The 21,785-nt window shown below is 72.7% G+C and carries 21 protein-coding genes and 1 tRNA gene; 12 read left to right on the plus strand and 10 right to left on the minus strand.

The genetic code is table 11. The features are described from left to right. Nucleotides 1-60 precede the first annotated feature (60 nt). Both ALMP_RS26765 and ALMP_RS26770 read right to left on the minus strand, forming a co-directional pair. Nucleotides 61-573, minus strand: a complete 513-nt coding sequence (locus tag ALMP_RS26765; protein ID WP_264932850.1) for an FHA domain-containing protein — start codon at nucleotides 571-573, stop codon at nucleotides 61-63. A gap of 10 nt (nucleotides 574-583) precedes the next feature. Then, on the minus strand, nucleotides 584-1,444 hold the full coding sequence (locus ALMP_RS26770) for a DUF3662 and FHA domain-containing protein (protein ID WP_264932851.1): 861 nt from the start codon (nucleotides 1,442-1,444) through the stop codon (nucleotides 584-586). 425 nt (nucleotides 1,445-1,869) lie between these two features. On the opposite strand from ALMP_RS26770, the gene ALMP_RS26775 reads away from it, so the two are divergent. From ALMP_RS26775 to ALMP_RS26790, 4 genes are all read left to right on the plus strand, one after another. Beyond that, a tRNA-Leu gene (locus tag ALMP_RS26775) sits at nucleotides 1,870-1,956 on the plus strand. A 231-nt stretch (nucleotides 1,957-2,187) separates the two neighbouring features. After that, nucleotides 2,188-3,633 (plus strand): DUF2252 domain-containing protein, encoded by a 1,446-nt coding sequence (locus ALMP_RS26780; RefSeq protein ID WP_264932852.1) that lies wholly within the window; start codon nucleotides 2,188-2,190, stop codon nucleotides 3,631-3,633. A 167-nt stretch (nucleotides 3,634-3,800) separates the two neighbouring features. Continuing rightward, a complete protein-coding gene (locus ALMP_RS26785; RefSeq protein ID WP_264932853.1) occupies nucleotides 3,801-4,598 on the plus strand; it encodes a hypothetical protein in 798 nt (265 codons plus the stop codon). Nucleotides 4,599-4,626: 28 nt separating this feature from the next. Further along, entirely contained in the window at nucleotides 4,627-4,956 is a 330-nt protein-coding gene (locus ALMP_RS26790; RefSeq protein ID WP_264932904.1) for a rhodanese-like domain-containing protein, read from the plus strand. A gap of 7 nt (nucleotides 4,957-4,963) precedes the next feature. On the opposite strand, the gene ALMP_RS26795 is transcribed toward ALMP_RS26790, so the two are convergent. From ALMP_RS26795 to paaA, 6 genes are all read right to left on the minus strand, one after another. Then, nucleotides 4,964-6,097, minus strand: coding sequence for an acyl-CoA dehydrogenase family protein (locus tag ALMP_RS26795; RefSeq protein ID WP_264932854.1), 1,134 nt, complete (start codon nucleotides 6,095-6,097; stop codon nucleotides 4,964-4,966). 139 nt (nucleotides 6,098-6,236) lie between these two features. Next, nucleotides 6,237-7,298: a 2Fe-2S iron-sulfur cluster-binding protein gene (locus tag ALMP_RS26800; protein ID WP_264932856.1), complete on the minus strand. Its 1,062-nt coding sequence runs from the start codon at nucleotides 7,296-7,298 to the stop codon at nucleotides 6,237-6,239. Then, nucleotides 7,298-7,837 (minus strand): 1,2-phenylacetyl-CoA epoxidase subunit PaaD, encoded by a 540-nt coding sequence (gene paaD, locus ALMP_RS26805; RefSeq protein ID WP_264932857.1) that lies wholly within the window; start codon nucleotides 7,835-7,837, stop codon nucleotides 7,298-7,300. The genes ALMP_RS26800 and paaD overlap by 1 nt, the downstream gene beginning before the upstream one ends. Beyond that, a complete protein-coding gene (gene paaC / locus ALMP_RS26810; RefSeq protein ID WP_264932859.1) occupies nucleotides 7,831-8,553 on the minus strand; it encodes a 1,2-phenylacetyl-CoA epoxidase subunit PaaC in 723 nt (240 codons plus the stop codon). The genes paaD and paaC overlap by 7 nt, the downstream gene beginning before the upstream one ends. Then, nucleotides 8,550-8,837, minus strand: coding sequence for a 1,2-phenylacetyl-CoA epoxidase subunit PaaB (gene paaB / locus ALMP_RS26815; RefSeq protein WP_264932860.1), 288 nt, complete (start codon nucleotides 8,835-8,837; stop codon nucleotides 8,550-8,552). Before paaB ends, paaC begins: the two co-directional genes overlap by 4 nt. Further along, a complete protein-coding gene (gene paaA / locus ALMP_RS26820; RefSeq protein ID WP_264932862.1) occupies nucleotides 8,834-9,871 on the minus strand; it encodes a 1,2-phenylacetyl-CoA epoxidase subunit PaaA in 1,038 nt (345 codons plus the stop codon). Before paaA ends, paaB begins: the two co-directional genes overlap by 4 nt. A gap of 840 nt (nucleotides 9,872-10,711) precedes the next feature. Between paaA and ALMP_RS26825 the strand changes: the two genes are divergently transcribed. Genes ALMP_RS26825 through ALMP_RS26835 form a run of 3 tightly spaced genes read left to right on the plus strand, consistent with a single transcriptional unit; the run spans nucleotide 10,712 to nucleotide 13,415 of the window. Further along, on the plus strand, nucleotides 10,712-11,449 hold the full coding sequence (locus tag ALMP_RS26825) for a DUF5819 family protein (protein WP_375803538.1): 738 nt from the start codon (nucleotides 10,712-10,714) through the stop codon (nucleotides 11,447-11,449). Beyond that, on the plus strand, nucleotides 11,446-12,663 hold the full coding sequence (locus ALMP_RS26830; protein WP_264932866.1) for an HTTM domain-containing protein: 1,218 nt from the start codon (nucleotides 11,446-11,448) through the stop codon (nucleotides 12,661-12,663). The genes ALMP_RS26825 and ALMP_RS26830 overlap by 4 nt, the downstream gene beginning before the upstream one ends. Continuing rightward, on the plus strand, nucleotides 12,660-13,415 hold the full coding sequence (locus tag ALMP_RS26835) for an RNA methyltransferase (protein ID WP_264932867.1): 756 nt from the start codon (nucleotides 12,660-12,662) through the stop codon (nucleotides 13,413-13,415). The genes ALMP_RS26830 and ALMP_RS26835 overlap by 4 nt, the downstream gene beginning before the upstream one ends. Nucleotides 13,416-13,622: 207 nt before the next feature. On the opposite strand, the gene paaN is transcribed toward ALMP_RS26835, so the two are convergent. Continuing rightward, the gene (paaN, locus tag ALMP_RS26840; RefSeq protein ID WP_264932868.1) at nucleotides 13,623-15,314 is read right to left on the minus strand and encodes a phenylacetic acid degradation protein PaaN; all 1,692 of its coding nucleotides are present in this window, start codon (nucleotides 15,312-15,314) and stop codon (nucleotides 13,623-13,625) included. Between the two features lie 159 nt (nucleotides 15,315-15,473). Here paaN and ALMP_RS26845 point away from each other — a divergent pair, with 159 nt between their 5' ends. Both ALMP_RS26845 and ALMP_RS26850 read left to right on the plus strand, forming a co-directional pair. Next, entirely contained in the window at nucleotides 15,474-16,988 is a 1,515-nt protein-coding gene (locus ALMP_RS26845; RefSeq protein WP_264932870.1) for a 3-hydroxyacyl-CoA dehydrogenase, read from the plus strand. Next, nucleotides 16,985-17,575, plus strand: coding sequence for a TetR/AcrR family transcriptional regulator (locus ALMP_RS26850; protein ID WP_264932872.1), 591 nt, complete (start codon nucleotides 16,985-16,987; stop codon nucleotides 17,573-17,575). The genes ALMP_RS26845 and ALMP_RS26850 overlap by 4 nt, the downstream gene beginning before the upstream one ends. A 2-nt stretch (nucleotides 17,576-17,577) precedes the next feature. On the opposite strand, the gene ALMP_RS26855 is transcribed toward ALMP_RS26850, so the two are convergent. Further along, nucleotides 17,578-18,063 carry an Lrp/AsnC family transcriptional regulator gene (locus tag ALMP_RS26855; RefSeq protein ID WP_264932905.1) on the minus strand — a complete coding sequence of 162 codons (486 nt, stop codon included), beginning with the start codon at nucleotides 18,061-18,063 and terminating at the stop codon, nucleotides 17,578-17,580. 190 nt (nucleotides 18,064-18,253) lie between these two features. On the opposite strand from ALMP_RS26855, the gene pdhA reads away from it, so the two are divergent. Genes pdhA through ALMP_RS26870 form a run of 3 tightly spaced genes read left to right on the plus strand, consistent with a single transcriptional unit; the run spans nucleotide 18,254 to nucleotide 21,770 of the window. Beyond that, nucleotides 18,254-19,387, plus strand: coding sequence for a pyruvate dehydrogenase (acetyl-transferring) E1 component subunit alpha (gene pdhA, locus ALMP_RS26860; protein ID WP_264932875.1), 1,134 nt, complete (start codon nucleotides 18,254-18,256; stop codon nucleotides 19,385-19,387). Further along, nucleotides 19,387-20,391, plus strand: a complete 1,005-nt coding sequence (locus ALMP_RS26865) for an alpha-ketoacid dehydrogenase subunit beta (protein WP_264932877.1) — start codon at nucleotides 19,387-19,389, stop codon at nucleotides 20,389-20,391. Before pdhA ends, ALMP_RS26865 begins: the two co-directional genes overlap by 1 nt. Then, nucleotides 20,391-21,770: a dihydrolipoamide acetyltransferase family protein gene (locus ALMP_RS26870; RefSeq protein ID WP_264932878.1), complete on the plus strand. Its 1,380-nt coding sequence runs from the start codon at nucleotides 20,391-20,393 to the stop codon at nucleotides 21,768-21,770. The genes ALMP_RS26865 and ALMP_RS26870 overlap by 1 nt, the downstream gene beginning before the upstream one ends. Nucleotides 21,771-21,785 lie beyond the last annotated feature (15 nt).

A 21,785-nucleotide genomic window follows, 5' to 3' on the forward strand; every position in this document is an offset into this window, starting at 1 on the left:
GCCCTGGATGCCGGCCGCCGTGGCGTGCTCGCTCCGCTCGCGCTCACTCATGATGTAGCACTACTTCCGCAGCTCGATGACGGTCTTGCCGATGCGGATCGGCGCGCCCAGCGGGATCGGTGTGGGAGTCGTCAGCCGCGTTCGGTCGAGATACGTGCCGTTGGTGGAGCCCAGGTCCTCGACGATCCACTGGCCGTCGCGGTCCGGGTAGATCCTGGCATGGCGGCTGGAGGCGTAGTCGTCGTCCAGCACGATCGTGCTGTCGTGCGCGCGGCCCAGCGTGATGGTCTGGCCCTGGAGCGCGACGGTCGTGCCGGTGAGGGTGCCCTCGGACACGACCAGCTTCGTGGGGGCGTTACGGCCCCTGCGGCCGGCGGCGGCGGGCTGCTGGCGCTGCTGCGGGGGTGCCTGGCGCTGGGCCTGCTGCGCCCGGCCGGCCTCCCGGCGCGCGCCGCGCTGGGTGACGCGCGTACCGAACAGGTCGCTCCGGATGACCTGCACGGCCACGATCACGAACAGCCACAACACGGCCAGGAAACCCAGCCGCATGACCGTGAGGGTCAGCTCTGACATTGCCCCCGCTTCACCCTTCGGCTTGCCTATAGATAACGGTGGTGCTGCCCACGACGATCCGCGAGCCGTCGCGGAGCGTAGCGCGGGTGGTGTGCTGCCCGTCCACCACGATGCCGTTGGTGGAACCGAGATCCTGGATCGTCGAGGGCGAACCGGTCCGGATCTCGCAGTGCCGGCGGGAGACGCCGGGGTCGTCGATCCGCACGTCGGCCTCGGTGGAGCGGCCCAGCACGAGCGTGGCGCGGGAGATCTGGTGGCGGGTGCCGTTGATCTCGATCCAGTGGCGGGTGCGCGCACCGGGCTGCGGGGCGCCGGCCAGGCCGCCGCCGGCCGCGCCGGGACGCTGTCCGGCGGGGGGCGGGTAGCCGTAGCCGCCGGGCGCGGCGCCGGGGGGCGGTGTGGAGGGCATGGGGGGAGCGCCGCCCGCGGGCGGGTAGCCGTAGCCGCCGGGGCGCTGACCGCCGGCCGGGGCGCGGTCGGGGGCCTGCTGGCTGCTGGAGGAGGCGAGCGTACGGCTGCGCACCCGGTACAGGCCGGTGTCGAGGTCGTCCGCCTTCTCCAGGTTGACCTTGATCGGCCCCATGAAGGTGTAGCGCTGCTGCTTGGCGTAGTCGCGCACCATGCCGGCGAGCTCGTCGCCGAGCTGGCCGGAGTAGGGGCTGAGGCGCTCGAAGTCCGGCGCGCTCAGCTCCACGATGAAGTCGTTGGGGACGACCGTGCGGTCACGGTTCCAGATGGTGGCGTTGTTGTCGCACTCCCGCTGGAGCGCGCCGGCGATCTCCACGGGCTGGACCTCGGACTTGAAGACCTTGGCGAAGGTGCCGTTGACCAGACCCTCGAGACGCTGCTCGAATTTCTTCAGGACTCCCATGGGGCACCTCCTCCGTCGTTGGCCCTGCTGTCCCGCGTCGTGCTGCCTACCTGGTACTGCTTACTGATCGTATCCACGCGCCGGTGAATCGGCTGGTTCCCCCTGTCGGCCCCGTCGACGGGTGTCGACGCCCTCATGCGCACCTGCTTCCGCACGTGACTTCTGCCCAGGATCGTAGAGGTGGCCGAGGACCAGTGTCCCGCACCTGACCGTGGACCTCGTCCGGCTTCCGGGGAGACGGCCCCCATAGGTACGAGGTTGATACGTGAACCAGTCACCGCCGAGACGCGTGAGGTTGCCGGGGCCCTCGCGGTGACCTCTGCCCCCGCAGAAGTGATGTGAACGCACCCTGGCGGGCGTGCTAATGTTCTGCGTGTCGGAAGGCGCCGGGCCGAAGAGCCCACAAGCCCAAGGACACACCCAATGCGCGGGTGGCGGAATAGGCAGACGCGCTGGATTCAGGTTCCAGTGCCCGCAAGGGCGTGGGGGTTCAACTCCCCCCTCGCGCACCAGCTGGAAGCCCCTCAGGTCTCAGACCTGGGGGGCTTTCGCGTGTCCGGGGCGGGTGCGGGTCGCGTGAGGTATCTCACGGGCGGTCAGTGGCGGCCGGTTGTCCACAGTTGGCGAGTTGTCCACAGGGTCTGACGCGTTTCAGCCGTCGGCTGTACGGTCTGCACGAGTTGATGTTCGGCTCGTCGGGCCGACGGACGGACGTACGGACGTGTGCGGGGGAGGCGGTCGTCATGACCGAGGCCGGAGTCGGGGTCGGGGCTGGGGTCGGCGTCGGGGCCTCTGGGAGTGGGGCGCACCGGCTGCCCAGGGTGCGGGGATTCGCCGAGTGGCCCGTCGCCGGGGCCCCCAAGGAAGAGGGCAAGGCCCTGCGCGACCGGGTTCCGCGCGCGGCACACGCCGTACTCGACCTGGACGCCTCCCGCCCGGACGCGGTGACGGCCGTCGAGGAGTCCAACCAGGGCCGCATCGCGCACCTCACGCCGATAAGGGTCGGCCGGATGGCGGCCACGCCCTTCGCGTTCCTGCGCGGCTCGGCCGGCCTCATGGCCTACGACCTCGCCCGCACCCCCATGACCCGGATCCGCGCCCAGATCTGCGGCGACGCCCACGCGGCCAACTTCGGCCTGTACGGCGACGCGCGCGGCGGCCTGGTCATCGACCTCAACGACTTCGACGAGACGGTCGAGGGTCCCTGGGAGTGGGACCTCAAGCGGCTCGCCGCCTCCCTGGTGCTCGCGGGCCGGGAGGCCGGCGCGGACGAGGACACCTGCCGCAAGGCGGCCCACGGCGCGGCCGGCGCCTACCGCCGCACCATGCGTCTGCTGGCCCGGCTCCCCGTGCTGGACGCGTGGAACGCGATCGCCGACGAGGAACTCGTCTCCCACACCGACGCCCACGATCTGGTGGGCACGCTGGAGCGGGTCTCGGAGAAGGCGCGCGCCAACACCAGCGGGCGGTTCGCGGCCCGCTCGACCGAGCCGACGCCGGAGGGCGGCCGGCGCTTCGTCGACGCACCGCCGGTGCTGCGCCGGGTGCCCGACGCCGAGGCGGCGGCGGTGGCCGCGTCGCTCGAGCAGTACCTGACCACCCTGTCGGAGGACCGTCACCCGCTGCTGTCCCGGCACGCGGTGCACGACGTCGCCTTCCGTATCGTCGGCACGGGCAGCGTGGGCCTGCGGTCGTACGTCGTGCTGCTGCTGGACCACCGCGGTGAGCCGCTGGTCCTCCAGGTGAAGGAGGCGCGCGGCTCGGCCCTGGTGCCGCACCTGCTGAGCGCCGGCTTCGACGCGGCCGACGTCGACCACGAGGGGCGCCGGGTGGTGCTCGGCCAGAAGCGGATGCAGGTCGTCAGCGACATCCTGCTCGGCTGGACGACGGTCGAGGGCCGTCCCTTCCAGGTCCGGCAGTTCCGCAACCGCAAGGGCAGCGTGGACCCGGCCGCCCTCGCCGCCGACCAGATCGACGACTACGGCCGGATGACCGGCGCCCTCCTGGCCCGCGCCCACTCGCACAGCGCCGACCCGCGTCTGGTCGCCGGCTACTGCGGCAAGAACGAGGAGCTCGACGAGGCGATCGCGGCCTTCGCCGTGGCCTACGCCGACCGCACCGAGGCGGACCACGCCGAGCTGGTGGCGGCGGTGCGGTCGGGGCGGATCGCGGCGGAGGCCGGAGTGTGAGACGCGGCTTGCGAGGGCGCCGCTTGCGGTGATCGTGGTGATCGCCGGTGGTCGCGGTGATCGCGGTCATTGTGCTCCGGTGTCCTGGGCCGTGGTCCGGTGGAGGCGGTCGGTGTCCTGGCCGGTGGAGGCGGTCGGTGTCTCGGGCCTTGGCCTACGCTGGTCGGGTGACGACCCCCGAAGCTGAGCAGTCGCGGCCCGAGGAGCGGCTGGAGCAGGCCGTGCGGGCCGCCGAGCAGGCGTTGATCGAGTTCGAGATCGCGGTGGAGACCTTCCGCGTCGAGGTCGAGAACTTCTCCCGGCTCCACCACCAGAAACTCGGCCCCATGTACGCCCGGCTCGACGAGCTGGAGGCGCAGATTGCCGAGGCCAGAGCCGACCGCACCGGCGATCCCGAGGACCGGCGCAAGGCGGCCGAGGCGCGGGCCCGGGTGCTGCCGATGCCGGGGGTCGAGGAGCTCTTCCACGGCTGGATGGACGACAACGGGCTGTTCCCGGAGGCCGCGGCGATGCTCACGGACCAGTCGGTGCGGCCCCCGGAGCGGGTGCGGCCCAGCGACGAGGCCCGCAAGCTCTACCGTGAGCTGGCCCGCAAGGCCCACCCCGACCTGGCGCAGGAGGACGAGGAGCGGCAGCGGCGCGAGGAGTTCATCACCCGCGTCAACGCCGCCTACGCCCGTGGCGACGAGGGCCTGCTGCGGGAGCTGGCGCAGGAGTGGGCGGCCGGGCCGGCGCCCGCCGAGCGGCGTCCGAGCCCCAGCGAGGAGCTGTACGCCCGCCTGGAGTGGCTCGCCGAGCGCAAGGAGATGCTGACGCTGGTCGCGCGGGAGCTGGAGGAGAGCGCGATCGGCGCGATGCTGCGGCTGGCCCCGGACGATCCCGACCGTCTTCTGGACGAGATCGCCGACCAGCTCCTGGCCGAGGTGGCGAAGAAGGAGTCCGAACTGGCGGAGCTGGTGGGATAGCGTCGGGTACATGAGTTTTGGAGCTGGTGTGCCCACGGTTCAGGTCGGCGACCTGAAGGACGGCGACTTCCTGCTGGACGTCCGCGAGGACGACGAGTGGCAGGCGGGTCACGCTGAAGGAGCGCTGCACATCCCCATCAGTGAGTTCGTCGCCCGTTACGGCGAGCTGACCGAGGCGGCCCCGCAGGACGGACGTGTCCATGTGATCTGCCGTTCCGGCGGCCGTTCGGCGCAGGTCACGATGTACCTGGTCCAGCAGGGCATCGACGCGGTGAACGTCGACGGCGGGATGCAGTTCTGGGCGGCGGTGGGCCGTCCGGTCGTGGACGACGAGGGCCGGCCCGGCTTCGTGGTGTAGCCGCGGTTCAGGCCAGAGGATGGGCGGCCAGAAGGTCGCCCAGGGCCTCCTCGTGCGCCGCGGCCGGGCCGAGGGACAGCTCCAGGTGCTTGGCCCAGGCGTGGTAGCGGTGCAGCGGGTAGTCGACGTCGGCACCGAAGCCGCCGTGCAGGTGCTGCGCGGTCTGCACGATCCGCCGTACGCCCTCCGACGCCCAGATCTTGGCCACGGCGATGTCGCCGGCGGCGGGCAGCGCGCCCGGGGCCCCGGAGGCGATGCGCCAGGCCGCCTGCCACAGGGTGACCTCCATCGCGCGCAGGTCGATGTAGCGGTCGGCGGCCTGCACGGCGACGGCCTGGAACGTCGCGATCGGGTGCCCGAACTGTTCCCGCTTGCCGGTGTAGTCGCTCGTCATGCGCAGGACGCGTTCGCCCAGGCCGAGCGCGAGCGCGCAGGTCCCGGTGGCCAGCAGGCCGCGCAGCCAGTCCCACGCGCCGTCGGTGGTGATGACGTCCCGGGCGGGGATCCGGGCCGCTTCCAGGCGCAGTTCGCCGAGTCGCTCACCGGTGGTGGAGACCTGCTCGGCGAGGGCGGTTCCCGCGTGTCCGCGGGGGACCAGGGCGAGGACGCCGTGGTCGTCGCCGGTGCGCGCGGGAACGACGACGAGGTCGGCCTCGTAGGCCCACGGCACCGCCGTCTGCACCCCGTCCAGCACCCACACCTCGCCGTCCCGCCGGGCGGTCACCGCGAGTTCTGCGGCGTCGTGGCCGGTGCGGCCGTGCGCGGCGACGGTCAGGACGACCTCGCCCCGGCCGGCCCGCGCGAGCAGCGCGGACCGCAACTCGGGCCCGCCGTAGGCCTGTACGGCGGCCGCGGCGGCGCTGCTCTCCAGCAGGGGGACCCTGGCCAGCGCGCGCGCCGACTCCCGCAGGACCAGACAGAGCGCGACGGCGTCCAGGCCGGCCCCGCCGAACTCCTCGTCGAGCAGCAGGCTCAGCAGGTCGGCCCCGGCGAGTTTCGCCCACAGCGCCCGGTCGAGGTCGTCGGCGACGGGGCCCCGGGTGAGCGCGGGGCTGGGCACCCCGTCGGGCGCGACGTCGGCGAAGACTCCTCGCGCGGCCTCGGCCGCCGCCTGCTGCTCCTCGGTGAAGGTGAAGTCCACGGCCTGTCCTCCCGACGGTCAGCTGATCTGACGGAGCGTCAAGATAGAACAGGTTCTAGGAGAAGGGAACGGTGGGGGAAGGGCCGGCTGCTCTTCGGCGTCGAGGTGGCCCCGCCGGCGGCCGTCGTGTCCGCGTGGCTCAGCGGTCGAAGTCCAGCTCCACCGCCTCCGTCAGGGGATGCGACTGGCAGGCGAGGACATAGCCCGCCTCCGTCTCCTCCGGTTCCAGCGCGAAGTTGCGGTCCATCCGCACCTCGCCGGAGACCAGGAAGGCCCGGCAGGTCCCGCACACCCCGCCCTTGCAGGCGTAGGGGGCGTCGGCACGGTTGCGCAGCACCGTCTCCAGCAGCGACTCCCCGTCCCGCACGGGCCAGCTGCCGGCCCGGCCGTCCAGGCGCGCCGTCACCGTGCTGTGCGCGGGCGCGTTCGTGGTGGCCGGGGGCGGGGTGAGGTCGACGTGGAAGATCTCCTCGTGGATCCGGGAGCGGGGGACACCTGTCTCCCGAAGCGCCCGCTCCGCGCCCTGCACCAGCCCGAGCGGCCCGCACAGGAACCATCCGGCCACGTCCGCCACGGGCAGCAGCGCCGGCAGCAGTTCTCTCAGCCGCTCCCGGTCCAGCCGCCCGGACGGCAGCCCGGTCTGCTGCTCCTCCCGGGAGAGCACGGTGACCAGCTGCAATCGCTGCGGATACCGGTCCTTGAGGTCGGCGACCTCCTCCAGGAACATCGTCGAGGCGGCCGTCCGGTCGCTGCGGATCAGACAGAACCGCGCCCCGGGTTCACGCGCGAGCAGCGTGGAGACGATCGACAGCACCGGAGTGATCCCGCTGCCGCCGACGATCGCCGCGTACAGGCCGGGAGCGGGATCGAGGGTGAACCGGCCCGCCGGGGTCATCACCTCCAGCTCGTCGCCGACGGCGATCTCCTTGAGCGCGTAGGTGGAGAAGGCCCCGCCGTCGACCAGCCGGACCCCGACCCGCAGGGTGCGCGGACCCTCGCCGTCCGGGGTGGGGGCGGGCGAGCAGATCGAGTACGTGCGCCGGATCTCGGTCCCGTCGACCACGCGCCGCAGGGCGAGGTGCTGACCCGCGGTGTGCCGGTACTCCTCGCGCAGTCCGGCGGGCACGGCGAGGGTGAGGGCGACGGAGTCGTCGGTGAGCCGGTCCACCGCGGCCACGCGCAGCGGGTGGAAGCGGGCCATCACAACTCCTTGAAGTGGTCGAAGGGTTCACGACAGGCGAGGCAGCGGCGCAGCGCTTTGCACGCGGTGGAGGAGAAGCGGCTGAGCAGCTCGGTGTCGGCCGAGCCGCAGAGCGGGCAGGGGACGGGGTCCGTGTCCGGGGCCCCGCCCAGCGCGCGCGTGGGGCCCAGCGTCACCGGTACCGGTCCGGCCGCCTGCCGTACGCGCGGCGGCGCTATGCCGAACTCCCGCAGCTTGCGGCGTCCTTCGTCCGTGATGTCGTCCGTCGACCAGGCGGGGGTGAGCACCGTCCGCACGGTGACCTCGCGCACCCCGTGCTCGTGCAGCACCCGCTCGATGTCCAGGGACATCGCCTCCAGGGCCGGGCAGCCGGTGTAGGTCGGGGTCAGTTCCACCTCGACGGTGTCGGCGGCGGTGTCGCGCACCCGCACGGCACGCAGTACGCCGAGCTCCTGGAGCGTGAGCACGGGCAGCTCGGGGTCGGGTACCGAGCCGGCGACGGCGAGGAGTTCCGCCTCCAGCGGGGTGAGCGTCACCATGACGCCCCCGGGTGGCTGCGGTGCAGGTGCTGCATCTCGGCGAGCATCCGTCCGAAGGGCTCGGTGTGCAGGCCCTGGCGGCCCGCGCCCGCCGACCACGCCCCTGAGCGCGGGCCCTCGGGCACGGTCAGCGTGGCCCGGCGCAGCACCTGCGAGACCTGCTCCAGCCAGGCCGTCTCCAGCTCCGCCCAGTCGACGTCGACGCCGTCCACCGGCTGGAACATCTCGCCGGTGAACCGCCACAGGGCGTCGACGGCGACCCGCGTCCGCTCGTGGCTGTCCTCGGTGCCGTCCCCGAGGCGCAGGGTCCACTGCTCGGCGTGGTCGCGGTGGTAGGCGACCTCCTTGACCGCCTTCGCGGCGAGGCCCGCGAACGGGCCGTCTGTCGCCGCGAGCCGGTCGTAGAGCAGGTGCTGGTAGGTGGAGAAGTACAGCTGCCGGACGATGGTGTGGGCGAAGTCGCCGTTGGGCTGTTCCACCAGCTGCACATTGCGGAAGGCGCGTTCCTCGCGGAGATAGGCGAGGTCGTCCTCGTCGCCGGCCATCGACAGCAGGACGCGGGCCTGGCCGAGCAGGTCGAGGGCGATGTTGGCGAGGGCGACCTCCTCCTCCAGCACGGGCGCGTGGCCCATCCACTCCCCCAGGCGGTGGGAGAGCACCAGGGCGTCGTCGCCGAGGGCGAGGGCGGCGGTCTTCGTGGGCACGGTCGTCGTCACAGGTGCTTCACCCCCTCCGGGATGTCGTAGAACGTCGGGTGCCGGTACGGCTTGTCGGCGGCCGGTTCGAAGAACGGGTCCTTCTCGTCCGGGGAGGAAGCGGTGATCGCCGCTGCCGGAACGACCCAGATCGAGACACCCTCGCCGCGCCGGGTGTACAGGTCGCGGGCGTTGCGCAGGGCGAACTCGGCGTCCGGTGCGTGCAGGCTGCCGGCGTGGGTGTGGGAGAGGCCGCGCCGGGAGCGTACGAAGACCTCCCACAGGGGCCAGTCGGTGTTCGTCATGCCTGCTCCGCTCCCGTCCCGCTGGTGCCTGCCGCACCGCTGCGTTTGGCCGCGTAGGCCGCGGCGGCCTGCCGTACCCAGGCGCCCTCGTCATGGGCCCGCCTGCGCTGGGTGATGCGCTCCTCGTTGCACGGGCCGTTGCCCTTGAGGACTTCCTTGAACTCGGACCAGTCGATCGGGCCGAAGTCGTAGTGCCCCCGCTCCTCGTTCCACCGCAGGTCCGGGTCGGGGAGGGTGAGGCCCAGCGATTCCGCCTGGGGGACGCAGATGTCGACGAAGCGCTGGCGCAGTTCGTCGTTGGAATGGCGCTTGATCTTCCAGGCCATCGACTGCGCGGAGTGCGCGGACTCGTCGTCGGGCGGGCCGAACATCATCAGCGACGGCCACCACCAGCGGTCCACGGCGTCCTGCGCCATCGCGTGCTGCTCGGGGGTGCCGCGGCTGAGGGCCAGCAGCAGCTCGTACCCCTGACGCTGGTGGAAGGACTCCTCCTTGCAGATACGGACCATCGCGCGCGCGTAGGGGCCGTAGGAGCAACGGCACAGGGGCACCTGGTTGGTGATCGCGGCGCCGTCCACCAGCCAGCCGATCGCGCCGACGTCGGCCCAGGTCAGCGTGGGGTAGTTGAAGATCGAGGAGTACTTCTGGCGGCCGGTGTGCAGCTTGTCCAGCAGCTCGTCGCGGCTGGTGCCGAGGGTTTCGGCCGCGCTGTAGAGGTACAGCCCGTGTCCCGCCTCGTCCTGGACCTTCGCCATGAGGATGGCCTTGCGGCGCAGCGAGGGCGCGCGGGTGATCCAGTTCGCCTCCGGCTGCATGCCGATGATCTCGGAGTGCGCGTGCTGGGCTATCTGCCGGACGAGGGTGGCGCGGTAGGCGTCGGGCATCCAGTCGCGTGGTTCGATGCGCTCGTCGGCGGCCACGGCGGCGTCGAAGACGCGCAGGTAGGCGTCCTCCACCGGCGCGGCGGTGCCGGTGCCGTCCGGCGCCGCCCGCCGTTGTGCGCCGGCCGGCTGGTGCGCGGCTGCTGTCGCCATGCGGTCCCCCTCGACCTTGGGCTCTGCCCGAGCCTTCTCCCGACCGATCGTTCGGTCCGTGCGATTCCATGGTGAGACGGCCGTCGTAAGGTGTCAACCGCTGTGGATAACCTCCGGGCCTCCCTGTGGACAACGTGTGGAGATCCCGCGTCCGACCCCGTGGGACGCCCGTGTGCGCGGGCCCCGCTCGGGGGGAGGGCTGCGCGGGGCGGGCGGGGCTGAGTACCGTTCCGTGCGACGACTGTGCGAAGGCCGTCCGGCGGTGTGCCGGACGCGTGGCGCGTAGGGCACAGGGTGTTCGGCGCGTGCGCCTCGCGGCGCGTGGTGTGTGACGTGCGGCGCGGTTGTGCGAAGTGCGTGATGCGCGGTGCGCGGTGCCTGGTGGGGCTGCGTGGTGCGCGGCCGGGCCGGGTCGCCGTGGCGCGGCCGAGCAGTCGGAAGGCCGAGCAGTCGGAAGGCCGAGCAGTCGGAAGACGGACCGGAATCGGGGAACGGGGCGGAATGGACGCGTACGACGGAGGCTCTGACGCTCCACGGGAGGCGGAGCCGCCACGGCGACCGGAGACGGCGTGGCAGCCGGAGCCGCCACGACAGCCGGAGACGGCGCGGCCGGCGCAGAGCCCCGAGGGCGGTCCTCTCACAGACATGGACGGGGCCGGTGCGGGGTCGGCTGGTCCGGGCGTCGAGGCGGCTGGTCCTGGTGCGGGGTCGGCTGGTCCGGCAGGTGTCGAGGCGGCTGCTCCCCTTTCCGGGTCGGCTGGTCCGGCAGGTGTCGAGGCGGCTGCTCCTCGTTCCGAGACGGCCGGTCCGCAAACCGGGTCGGCTGGTTCCGGTGTCGAGGTGGCTCGGCCTCCCGCCGAGGCGATATCCCGCGCCCACCCGGGCGTGCTCCCCGCGGTCGGGCCCTCCGGTGCCGGCCATGGACCGGTCCGGACCGGTGTCGCCGCTCTCTCGCCGCGCTATCAGGTCGGCGCCGCCCTGGCGCTCGCGATCGTGGCGGTCGCCGTCTGTGTGCACCTGGGGATGGTGTTCCTGCACGTCGCGCCGTCGAACACCGTCACCAAGTCGCACGGTGAGGCGATCGACGAGTGGATATACCCCGAGTTCGAACAGAACTGGAAGCTGTTCGCGCCGAACCCGTTGCAGCAGAACATCGCCGTCCAGGTGCGCGCGGAGTTCCGCACCGAGGGCGGCGTCACGCGGAGCAGCGGCTGGTACGACCTGTCCGCCCAGGACGGCCGTGACATCGACGGCAACCTGGTGCCGAGCCACACCCAGCAGAACGAGCTGCGCCGCGCCTGGGACTTCTACGTCGGCTCGCACGACACCGACAACCGCTCGATGGGCCCGCGCAGCGCCCTCTCCGAGGCGTACCTGCGCCGGATCGTGGTGCTGCGCCTGGACCGCGGCGGCGCGGCCGGGCCGGGCGGCGTCATAGAACGCATCCAGATCCGCTCCCGCACCACCAACGTGCCGCCGCCCCCGTGGAGCACCGAGAAGATCTCGACCGACCCGACGTACCGCGTGCTGCCCTGGTGGTCGGTGCCGGCCGCCGAGGCCGAGGGGGGCGTGAAGTGAACCGCTTCTCCCTGGCGGTGTCCACCGCCATAGCGCGCGTCACCGGCTCGCCGCTCGGGCCGTACCAGAGCGCCGTTATCCGTATCGGCTTCAGCCTGACCTGGCTGCTGTTCCTGCTGCGCGAGTTCCCGCACCGCGCGGAGCTCTACGGCCCCGACGGCCCCTGGAGCTGGGAGCTGGCCCGGCAGCTCATCGACGGCAACGGCGCCTTCACGGTCGTCATGTGGTCGGACGGGCGACTCTGGTTCGAGGCCGTGTACGCGCTGGCCGTGCTGGCGAGCGCGCTGCTTCTGGTGGGCTGGCGCACCCGCACCATGTCGGTGCTGTTCATGGTCGGGGTGCTGTCGCTGCAGAACCGCAGCGTCTTCGTCGGGGACGGCGGCGACAACGTCCTGCACCTGATGTCCATCTACCTGGTGTTCACGCGCTGCGCGCGGGTGTGGTCGCTGGACGCGCGCCGTGCGCGCCGCGCCGACGAGGCATGCGCGCGTGGGGAGCGGGTCACCGACCGTGTGGGGCCCGTCCTGTGGGCGGTGCTGGGAGGGGTGCTGGTCGCCGCGACCGCGACGGGCCGGATGGACGGGGAGTGGGGCGTGCCCGCGCTGCTCTGGGCGGCCTGGGCCGTGCAGGGTCTGTGGTGGGCCGTCGGACGCCTGACGGAATTGGCGCAGCCCCGCGTCCTGCTGGACGTCGTCGCGAACATCCTGCACAACGGCGCCCTGCTCGTGATCATGGCCGAGGCCTGTCTGATCTACGCGACCGCCGGCTGGTACAAGATCCAGGGCTCGCGCTGGCAGGACGGCACCGCCGTCTACTACCCCCTCCACCTGGACTACTTCTCGCCGTGGCCCGCCCTCGGCGACCTGCTGTCCGCCAGCGGCACCATGGTGATGCTGGTGACGTACGGGACGGTCCTCGTGCAGGTCGCCTTCCCGTTCACCCTGTTCAACCGGCGGGTGAAGAACGTCCTGCTGGTGGCGATGATGACCGAGCACGCGGTGATCGCCGTGGTCCTCGGGTTGCCGTTCTTCTCGCTGGCGATGATCGCGACGGACGCGGTCTTCCTGCCGACGCCGTTCCTGCGCCGGGTGGGTGCGTGGGCGGCACGCGCGCGTGAGGCGATGCGGACGCCGGGCGGCGGCTCCGGACCCGAGCGGTCCGCCCCACCGACGCCCGAGGACGCCGAGCCGCGCCGCGTAGGCTTCTCGGCATGACCGACCCCGACCCGCTCGGCCTGTGGCGCCGGCTCGCCGACACCTCGGTGCTGCTCGACGGCTTCCACGCCCTCAAGCACGCCCTGCGCTTCGGCGCAGAGGTGCCGGTGGCGGTCACCGCCGACCGGCGGGCGGCGCTCGCCCTGGCCGACGAACTCGCCCCCGACGTACGGGCGGCCCTGGACGCACTGCTGACCGAGGTGCCCGAGTCGGTGTACACGGCGCTGGTGCCGCGTCCGCACCCCACAGCCGTGGCCGCCCTGGCCGTACGGCCGTCCCGCGCGGCGCACCTCGAGCGGCTCGGGCACACCCCGCGCACCGCGCCCGTCGTGGTCCTCGACGAGCCGCGCAACCTCGGCAACGCCGGGGCCGTGATCCGGCTGGCCGCCGGTTTCGGGGCGACCGGGGTGGTCACCACGGGCACGCTCGACCCCTGGCACCCGACCGTGGTGCGCGGCGGGGCCGGGCTGCACTTCGCGACCGCCGTGGAGCGGCTCACCGTCGCCGAGCTGCCGCCCGGGCCGGTGTTCGCGCTCGACCCGGAGGGCGAGGACATCCGGGGTGTGAAGCTCCCCGACGACGCCGTCCTCGCCTTCGGCTCGGAGCGCAGCGGGCTGTCCGACGCCCTCCGCGCGCGGGCGGACCATCTGCTCGCCCTGCCGATGCGCCCCCAGGTCTCCAGCTACAACCTCGCGACCAGTGTGGCCATGACGCTGTACCACTGGAGCGCCGGCGGGGGCGCATCCGCCTGAGCCGGCACTGCGCCTTCCGGTGAGGCGCGGCCGTCCGGCCAGGAACCGCGCCTTCCGGTAAAGGGCAGTCGTCCGGGCAGGACTGCGGCTCCCGGTGAGGCGCGGCCGTCCGAGCCAGGAACCGCGCCTGCCGGTAAAGGGCAGTCGTCCGGGCAGGACCGCGCCCGCCGGTGCAGCGCGGCCGTCCGGGCCGGGTCCGCGCCGGGACTACGCCTCCCGGCGGACCTCCACCACCCGGAAGCGGTTGGCGACGAACGCGCCGTCCGTGAGGGCCGCGTTGGCCGCCGGGTTGCCGCCCGAGCCGTGGAAGTCGGAGAACGCGGCGGTCTGGTTGACGTAGACCCCGCCGGTGAGGTTGAGGGACAGCTGGGCGGACTCCTCCAAGCAGACCTCCTCGACGGACCGCTCGACCTCCTCGTCGGTGGTGTACGCGCCGACCGTCATCGCGCCCTTCTCACGGACCGTGCGCCGCAGCAGCTCGATCGCGTCCGCCGCCGAGTCGACGGCGACGGCGAAGGAGACCGGGCCGAAGCACTCGCTCATGTACGCGGCCTCGTCCTCCGGCTTGGCGCCGTCCAGCTTCACGATGACGGGCGTGCGCACCACCGCGTCCGGGAACTCCGGGTTGGCGACCTCCCGCGAGGCGAGCGCGACCTCGCCCAGACCGGCGGCGGCCTCCAGACGGGCCTTGACGTCCGGGTTGACGATCGCGCCGAGCAGGGCGTTCGCGCGCGCGTCGTCGCCGAGCAGGCCGTCGACCGCGCGCGCGAGGTCGGCGACGACCTCGTCGTACGTCTTGGGGCCCTGGTCGGTGCGGATGCCGTCGCGGGGGATCAGCAGGTTCTGCGGGGTGGTGCACATCTGGCCGCTGTACAGGGACAGCGAGAACGCCAGGTTGGCGAGCATGCCCTTGTAGTTCCCGGTGGACTCGACGAGCACCGTGTTGACGCCGGCCTTCTCCGTGTAGACCTGCGCCTGGCGGGCGTTGGTCTCCAGCCAGTCCCCGAAGGCGGTCGAGCCGGTGTAGTCGATGATCTTGATCTCGGGGCGTGTGGCCAGGGTCTTGGCGATGCCCTCGCCGGGCCGCTCGGCGGCGAGCGCGACCAGGTCGGCGTCGAAGCCGGCCGCGGCGAGCACCTCGCGCGCGACGCCCACGGTCAGCGCGAGCGGCAGCACCGCGCGCGGGTGGGGCTTGACCAGGACCGCGTTGCCGGTGGCCAGGGAGGCGAACAGGCCCGGATAGCCGTTCCACGTCGGGAAGGTGTTGCAGCCGATGACCAGGGCGATACCGCGCGGCACCGGGGTGAAGCTCTTGGTGAGGGCGAGCGGGTCGCGCTTGCCCTGGGGCTTGGTCCACTCGGCGGTGCCGGGCGTGCGGACCTGCTCCGCGTACGCGTAGGCCACCGCTTCCAGGCCGCGGTCCTGCGCGTGCGGGCCGCCGGCCTGGAACGCCATCATGAAGGCCTGGCCGGAGGTGTGCATGACCGCGTGCGCGAACTCGTGCGTCCGGTCGCTGATCCGCTTGAGGATCTCCAGGCAGACCACCGCGCGGACCTCCGGGCCGGCGTCGCGCCAGGCCCGCTGTCCGGCCTTCATGGCGGGCAGCAGCACGTCCACGTCCGCGTGCGGGTAGGTCACGCCCAGCTCGATGCCGTACGGGGAGACCTCGCCGCCCACCCAGTCGTCGGTGCCGGGCTGGCCGAGGTCGAGGCGGGTGCCGAGGACGGCGTCGAAGGCGGCCTTGCCCGCGGCCGCGTCCAGGCTGCCGTGCTCCCCGTACGCCTTGGGGTGTTCCGGGTGCGGGGACCAGTACGCGCGGGTGCGGATCGCTTCCAGGGCCTGATCGAGGGTGGGCCGGTGCTTGGCGATCAGATCGGGCGCGGTGAGTTCGGCGGCCATGCGGGACCAACTCCTCGTCTGGAGAACTCTTCGTCGAGCTCTTGACCTGGGCGAAACGGGGACAGGAACAGCCATTCAGAGTTAGAGTAACCGAACGATCGGTCGGGACAAGGGGGTCCGCCGCATCTGTGGAAAACGCCGTGCGGGAGGATCGCGCACATGACAGCACTCGACCTCAGCAGCCCCGTGGCCGTCGTCGGCACCGGCACCATGGGCCAGGGCATCGCCCAGGTCGCGCTGGTCGCGGGCCACCCGGTGCGGCTGTACGACGTCGTCGCCGGCCGCGCCGGGGAAGCGGCCGCCGCGATCGGCGCCCGCCTCGACCGGCTCGTCGAGAAGGACCGCCTCACCAGCGCCGACCGGGACGCCGCCCGGGCCCGCCTGGTGCCCGTGGAGAGCCTCGCCGACCTCGCGGACTGTGCCCTGGTGGTCGAGGCCGTCCTGGAGCGGCTGGACGTCAAGCAGGAACTGTTCCGCCAGGTGGAGGAGGTCGTCGGCGAGGACTGTCTGCTCGCCACCAACACCTCGTCCCTGTCGGTGACGGCCATCGGCGGCGCCCTGCGCAACCCCGGCCGCTTCGTGGGGCTGCACTTCTTCAACCCCGCGCCGCTGCTGCCGCTGGTCGAGGTCGTCTCCGGCTTCGCCACCGACGTCAGCTCGGCCACGCGCGCGTACGAGACCGCCCGCGCCTGGGGCAAGACGCCGGTCGCCTGCGCCGACACCCCCGGCTTCATCGTCAACCGCATCGCGCGGCCCTTCTACGCCGAGGCCTTCGCGGTCTACGAGGCGCAGGGCGCCGACCCCGCCACCATCGACGCGGTCCTGCGCGAGTCCGGCGGGTTCCGGATGGGCGCGTTCGAGCTGACCGACCTGATCGGGCAGGACGTCAACGAGTCGGTCACGCACTCCGTGTGGCAGTCCTTCTTCCAGGACGTGCGCTTCACCCCCTCCCTCGCCCAGCGCCGTCTGGTCGAGTCCGGGCGCCTGGGCCGCAAGAGCGGCCAGGGCTGGTACGACTACCGGGAAGGCGCCGAGCGCGCCGAACCGCACACCGCGGAGAAGCACCAGCCGCCCGCGTACGTCGTCGCCGAGGGCGACCTGGGCCCCGCGTCCGAGCTGATCGCGATGATCCGCGAGGCGGGCATCCAGGTGCGCGAGGAGGACGAGGACCACGGCACCCGCCTGGTGCTGCCCGGCGACGGACAGCTCGCGCTGGCCGACGGGCAGACCTCGGTGGAGTTCCGCGACGTCGTCTACTTCGACCTCGCCCTGGACTACCGCAAGGCCACCCGCATCGCTCTTTCCGCCTCCCAGGAAACCTCCGCGCAGGCCCTGTCCGAGGCCATCGGTCTGTTCCAGGCGCTCGGCAAGGAGGTCAGCGTCATCGGTGACGTCCCCGGCATGATCGTGGCCCGTACGGTCGCGCGGATCGTCGACCTCGCGCACGACGCCGTCGCCAAGGGCGTGGCCACCGAGGAGGACATCGACACCGCGATGCGCCTCGGCGTGAACTACCCCCTGGGGCCCTTCGAGTGGAGCCGCCGCCTGGGCCGCAGCTGGGCCTGCGCGCTCCTGGACGACCTGCACCAGCGAGACCCCTCCGGCCGCTACGCGCCGTCCCTCGCGCTCTACAAGCACTCCTACGCCACCGAGAAGCGGGAGGGCGCCTCGTGACCACCGCCAAGCGCGACACCTACACCCCGGAGACGCTGCTGGCGGTCGCCGTGCAGGTCTTCAACGAGCGCGGCTACGACGGCACCTCCATGGAGCACCTGTCCAAGGCGGCCGGTATCTCCAAGTCGTCGATATACCACCACGTGGCCGGCAAGGAGGAGCTGCTGCGCCGCGCGGTCAGCCGGGCGCTGGACGGCCTGTTCGGGATCCTCGACGAGGAGCCCGCGCGCGCGGACCACCCCGCCGACCGCCTGGAGTACGTCGTCCGGCGCATGGTCGAGGTGCTCATAGCCGAGCTGCCCTATGTGACGCTGCTGCTGCGCGTGCGGGGCAACACCGACACCGAGCGGTGGGCCCTGGAGCGGCGCCGGGACTTCGACCACCGGGTCGCCGCCCTGCTCAAGGCGGCCGTCGCCGACGGCAGCCTGCGCTGCGACATGGAGCCGCGCCTGGCGACCAGGCTGGTCTTCGGGATGATCAACTCGATCGTCGAGTGGTACCGCCCGGACGGCCGGGGGATGGGCGAGCGGGAAGTGGCGGACGCCGTGGTGCGGCTGGTCTTCACCGGGCTGCGCTACGAGAGCTGACCTCAGCCCTGCGGTTCCAGGTCCTCCTCCTCGAACACCAGCAGGGTGCGGGTGCTGAGCACCTCGGGGATCGCCTGGAGACGGGTGAGCACCAGCTCGCGCAGTGCCCTGTTGTCAGGGGTGTGCACCAGGAGCAGGACATCGAAATCGCCCCCGACGAGGGCGATGTGGGAGGCGCCGGGCAGCCGTCTGAGCTGCTCGCGCACCGTCCGCCAGGAGTTCTGCACGATCTTCAGGGTGATGTAGGCGGACGTGCCGTGTCCCGCGCGCTCATGGTCGACGCGGGCGCCGAAGCCACGGATGACGCCGTCCTCGACCAGCCGGTTGATCCGCGCGTAGGCGTTGGCGCGGGAGACGTGCACCCGTTCGGCGACGGACCGTATCGAGGCCCGGCCGTCCGCCTGGAGCATCTGGAGGATGTCCTGATCGATGGCGTCCAGGGGGCGGGGCGGGGGAAGCCGGCTGTCGCCGTCGGATCCTTCGGCCATTTGTTCAGCCGTCATGTCCCCCCACCTTTCCGCCGTGGACGTCCTGCGTCCATCACAGGCTGTGCAGAACCGTTTGTCCACAGCCTGAGGGTGCCTGTAGCCAAAATGTGCCGACGACCGAACAATCGGTAGGTGAGGCGCGTCACAGCCGGCGGGTCTCCTGTAGCCACTCCCATGAGGAGGTGCCGTCATGACGGTCATGGAGCAGCGGGGCGCGTACCGGCCGACACCGCCGCCCGCCTGGCAGCCCCGAACCGACCCCGCGCCGCTGCTGCCCGACGCGGAGCCGTACCGCGTCCTCGGCACCGAGGCCGCCGCGCAGGCCGACCCCGAGCTGCTGCGCCGGCTCTACGCCCAGCTGGTGCGTGGCCGCCGCTACAACGCGCAGGCCACCGCCCTCACCAAGCAGGGCCGTCTGGCCGTCTACCCCTCCAGCACCGGCCAGGAGGCCTGCGAGGTCGCCGCCGCGCTGGTGCTCGAGGAGCGCGACTGGCTCTTCCCCAGCTATCGCGACACCCTCGCGGTCGTCGCGCGCGGAGTGGACCCCGTCGAGGCGCTGACCCTGCTGCGCGGCGACTGGCACACCGGCTACGACCCGTACGAGCACCGCGTGGCCCCGCTGTGCACGCCTCTCGCCACCCAGCTGCCGCACGCCGTCGGCCTCGCCCACGCGGCGCGTCTCAAGGGCGACGACGTGGTCGCGCTCGCCATGGTCGGCGACGGCGGCACCAGCGAGGGCGACTTCCACGAGGCGCTGAACTTCGCCGCCGTCTGGCAGGCACCGGTCGTCTTCCTCGTCCAGAACAACGGCTTCGCGATCTCCGTCCCGCTCGCCAAGCAGACCGCCGCGCCCTCCCTGGCCCACAAGGCCGTCGGGTACGGCATGCCGGGCCGCCTGGTCGACGGCAACGACGCGGCGGCCGTCCACCAGGTGCTGAGCGAGGCGGTACGGCACGCGCGCGCGGGCGGCGGCCCGACGCTCGTGGAGGCCGTCACCTACCGCGTCGAGGCCCACACCAACGCCGACGACGCGACCCGCTACCGCGTCGACGCCGAGGTCGAGACCTGGCGCGAGCACGACCCGATCCTGCTGCTGGAGCGCGAGATGACCGCGCGCGGGCTGCTCGACGACGAGACGCGGCAGGCCGCGCGGGACGACGCCGAGACCCTCGCCGCCGACCTGCGGGCCCGCATGAACCAGGACGCGACGCTCGACCCCATGGACCTGTTCGACCACGTCTACGCCGAACCCACGCCCCAACTGCGCGAGCAGCGCGCCCAGCTGCGGGCCGAGCTGGACGCGGAAAAGGAAGGGACGCACTGATGACCACCGTCGCCGTGAAGCCCGCCACCATGGCGCAGGCCCTCACACGCGCGCTGCGCGACGCGATGGCCGCGGACCCGTCCGTGCACGTCCTGGGCGAGGACGTAGGCACCCTCGGCGGCGTCTTCCGGGTCACCGACGGACTCGCCAAGGAGTTCGGCGAGGACCGCTGCACCGACACCCCGCTCGCCGAGGCCGGCATCCTCGGCACGGCCGTCGGCATGGCCATGTACGGCCTGCGCCCGGTCGTGGAGATGCAGTTCGACGCCTTCGCCTACCCGGCGTTCGAGCAGCTCGTCAGCCATGTGGCCCGCATGCGCAACCGCACCCGCGGCCGCATGCCCCTGCCGATCACGATCCGCGTCCCCTACGGCGGCGGCATCGGCGGCGTCGAGCACCACAGCGACTCCTCCGAGGCGTACTACATGGCCACCCCCGGCCTGCACGTCGTCACGCCCGCCACCGTCGCCGACGCCTACGGCCTGCTGCGCGCCGCCATCGCCTCCGACGACCCGGTCGTCGTCCTCGAACCCAAGCGCCTGTACTGGTCCAAGGACGCCTGGAACCCCGAGGACCCACAGACCGTTGAACCCATCGGCCGCGCGGTGGTGCGGCGCTCGGGCCGGAGCGCCACCCTCATCACGTACGGGCCGTCGGTGCCCGTCTGCCTCGAAGCCGCCGAGGCGGCACGGGCCGAGGGCTGGGACCTCGAAGTCGTCGACCTGCGCTCCCTGGTGCCGTTCGACGACGAGACGGTCTCCGCCTCCGTACGGCGGACCGGACGCGCGGTCGTCGTCCACGAATCGGGCTCCTTCGCAGGCCCGGGCGGGGAGATCGCGGCCCGTGTCACGGAGCGCTGCTTCCACCACCTGGAGGCACCTGTGCTGCGCGTGGCCGGATTCGACATCCCCTACCCGCCGCCGATGCTGGAGCGCCACCATCTGCCCGGCGTCGACCGCATCCTGGACGCCGTGGCGCGTCTGCAGTGGGAGGCCGAGAGCTGATGGCACAGGTGCTGGAGTTCAAGCTGCCCGACCTCGGGGAGGGGCTCACCGAGGCGGAGATCGTGCGCTGGCTGGTCCAGGTCGGCGATGTGGTCGCCGTCGACCAGCCGGTCGTCGAGGTGGAGACCGCGAAGGCGATGGTCGAGGTGCCCTGCCCCTACGGCGGCGTGGTCACCGCCCGCTTCGGCGAGGAGGGCACGGAACTGCCCGTCGGCGCCCCGCTGATCACGGTCGCGGTCGGCGCGCCGGCCACGGATGCCGCCCAGGACGGCGCGCAGACCCAGGGCTCGGGCAACGTGCTCGTCGGATACGGCACGTCGGAGGCGCCCGCGCGCCGCCGCCGGGTACGCCCGGCACGGCCGGCGCCCGCCGTGTCCCAGGCGCCCGCGACGGCGAACGGGCAGGCCTCCACGACCGACGTGGCGGACGGGCCGGTGCCCGTCATCTCGCCCCTCGTGCGCAGGCTCGCCCGCGAGAACGGCCTCGACCTCAGGGAGCTGACCGGCTCCGGACCCGACGGGCTGATCCTGCGGGCCGACGTCGAGTACGCGCTGCGGGCCGCCGCCGCCCAGGGCCGCGCCCCCGCACCCGCCCGGCCGCAGGAGGCCATGGCACCGGCGCCCGCCGCCGCCCTCACCGGCCCGCAGGAGGCGGCCCTGCCTCCGGCCCCCGCACTCGCCCCCGCCTCCGCCGGCACCCGCATCCCGCTCAAGGGCATCCGGGGCGCCGTCGCCGACAAGCTCTCCCGCAGCCGGCGCGAGATCCCCGACGCGACCTGCTGGGTGGACGCCGACGCGACGGAGCTGATGCGCGCCCGCGCGGCCATGAACGCGGCCGGGGGACCGAAGATCTCCGTCCTCGCACTGCTGGCCCGCATCTGCACCGCGGCCCTGGCCCGCTTCCCGGAGCTGAACTCCACCGTCGACCAGGAGGCCCGGGAGGTCGTCCGCTTCGACCACGTCCACCTCGGCTTCGCCGCGCAGACGGAGCGGGGGCTCGTCGTCCCCGTCGTCCGCGACGCGCACGCCCGGGACACCGAGGGCCTCTGCGCGGAGTTCGCCCGGCTCACCGAGGCGGCCCGCGCCGGCACCCTCACCCCGAGCGACCTGACCGGCGGGACGTTCACTCTGAACAACTACGGCGTGTTCGGCGTCGACGGCTCCACGCCGATCATCAACCACCCCGAGGCCGCCATGCTCGGTGTCGGCCGTATCGTCCCCAAGCCGTGGGTGCACGAGGGAGAGCTGGCGGTGCGCCAGGTCGTGCAGCTCTCCCTCACCTTCGACCACCGGGTGTGCGACGGCGGCACGGCGGGCGGCTTCCTGCGGGACGTCGCGGACTGCGTGGAACAGCCGGCGGTGCTGCTGCGCACCCTGTGATCGCGCGGCCGCTCC

Origin of the sequence: Streptomyces sp. A012304 (assembly GCF_026008495.1) — a bacterium.
Lineage (GTDB): Bacteria > Actinomycetota > Actinomycetes > Streptomycetales > Streptomycetaceae > Streptomyces.

Excerpts from the sequence above, each read along its gene's own strand:
- ALMP_RS26770 (WP_264932851.1), bottom strand. The coding sequence starts at position 1,444 with ATGGGAGTCCTGAAGAAATTCGAGCAGCGTCTCGAGGGTCTGGTCAAC.
- ALMP_RS26780 (WP_264932852.1), top strand. The coding sequence starts at position 2,188 with ATGACCGAGGCCGGAGTCGGGGTCGGGGCTGGGGTCGGCGTCGGGGCC.
- ALMP_RS26865 (WP_264932877.1), top strand. The coding sequence starts at position 19,387 with ATGACCACCGTCGCCGTGAAGCCCGCCACCATGGCGCAGGCCCTCACA.
- paaB (WP_264932860.1), bottom strand. The coding sequence starts at position 8,837 with ATGACGAACACCGACTGGCCCCTGTGGGAGGTCTTCGTACGCTCCCGG.
- pdhA (WP_264932875.1), top strand. The coding sequence starts at position 18,254 with ATGACGGTCATGGAGCAGCGGGGCGCGTACCGGCCGACACCGCCGCCC.
- paaN (WP_264932868.1), bottom strand. The coding sequence starts at position 15,314 with ATGGCCGCCGAACTCACCGCGCCCGATCTGATCGCCAAGCACCGGCCC.
- ALMP_RS26800 (WP_264932856.1), bottom strand. The coding sequence starts at position 7,298 with ATGGCCCGCTTCCACCCGCTGCGCGTGGCCGCGGTGGACCGGCTCACC.
- ALMP_RS26845 (WP_264932870.1), top strand. The coding sequence starts at position 15,474 with ATGACAGCACTCGACCTCAGCAGCCCCGTGGCCGTCGTCGGCACCGGC.
- ALMP_RS26870 (WP_264932878.1), top strand. The coding sequence starts at position 20,391 with ATGGCACAGGTGCTGGAGTTCAAGCTGCCCGACCTCGGGGAGGGGCTC.
- ALMP_RS26855 (WP_264932905.1), bottom strand. The coding sequence starts at position 18,063 with ATGGCCGAAGGATCCGACGGCGACAGCCGGCTTCCCCCGCCCCGCCCC.
- ALMP_RS26765 (WP_264932850.1), bottom strand. The coding sequence starts at position 573 with ATGTCAGAGCTGACCCTCACGGTCATGCGGCTGGGTTTCCTGGCCGTG.
- paaA (WP_264932862.1), bottom strand. The coding sequence starts at position 9,871 with ATGGCGACAGCAGCCGCGCACCAGCCGGCCGGCGCACAACGGCGGGCG.
- ALMP_RS26835 (WP_264932867.1), top strand. The coding sequence starts at position 12,660 with ATGACCGACCCCGACCCGCTCGGCCTGTGGCGCCGGCTCGCCGACACC.
- paaD (WP_264932857.1), bottom strand. The coding sequence starts at position 7,837 with ATGGTGACGCTCACCCCGCTGGAGGCGGAACTCCTCGCCGTCGCCGGC.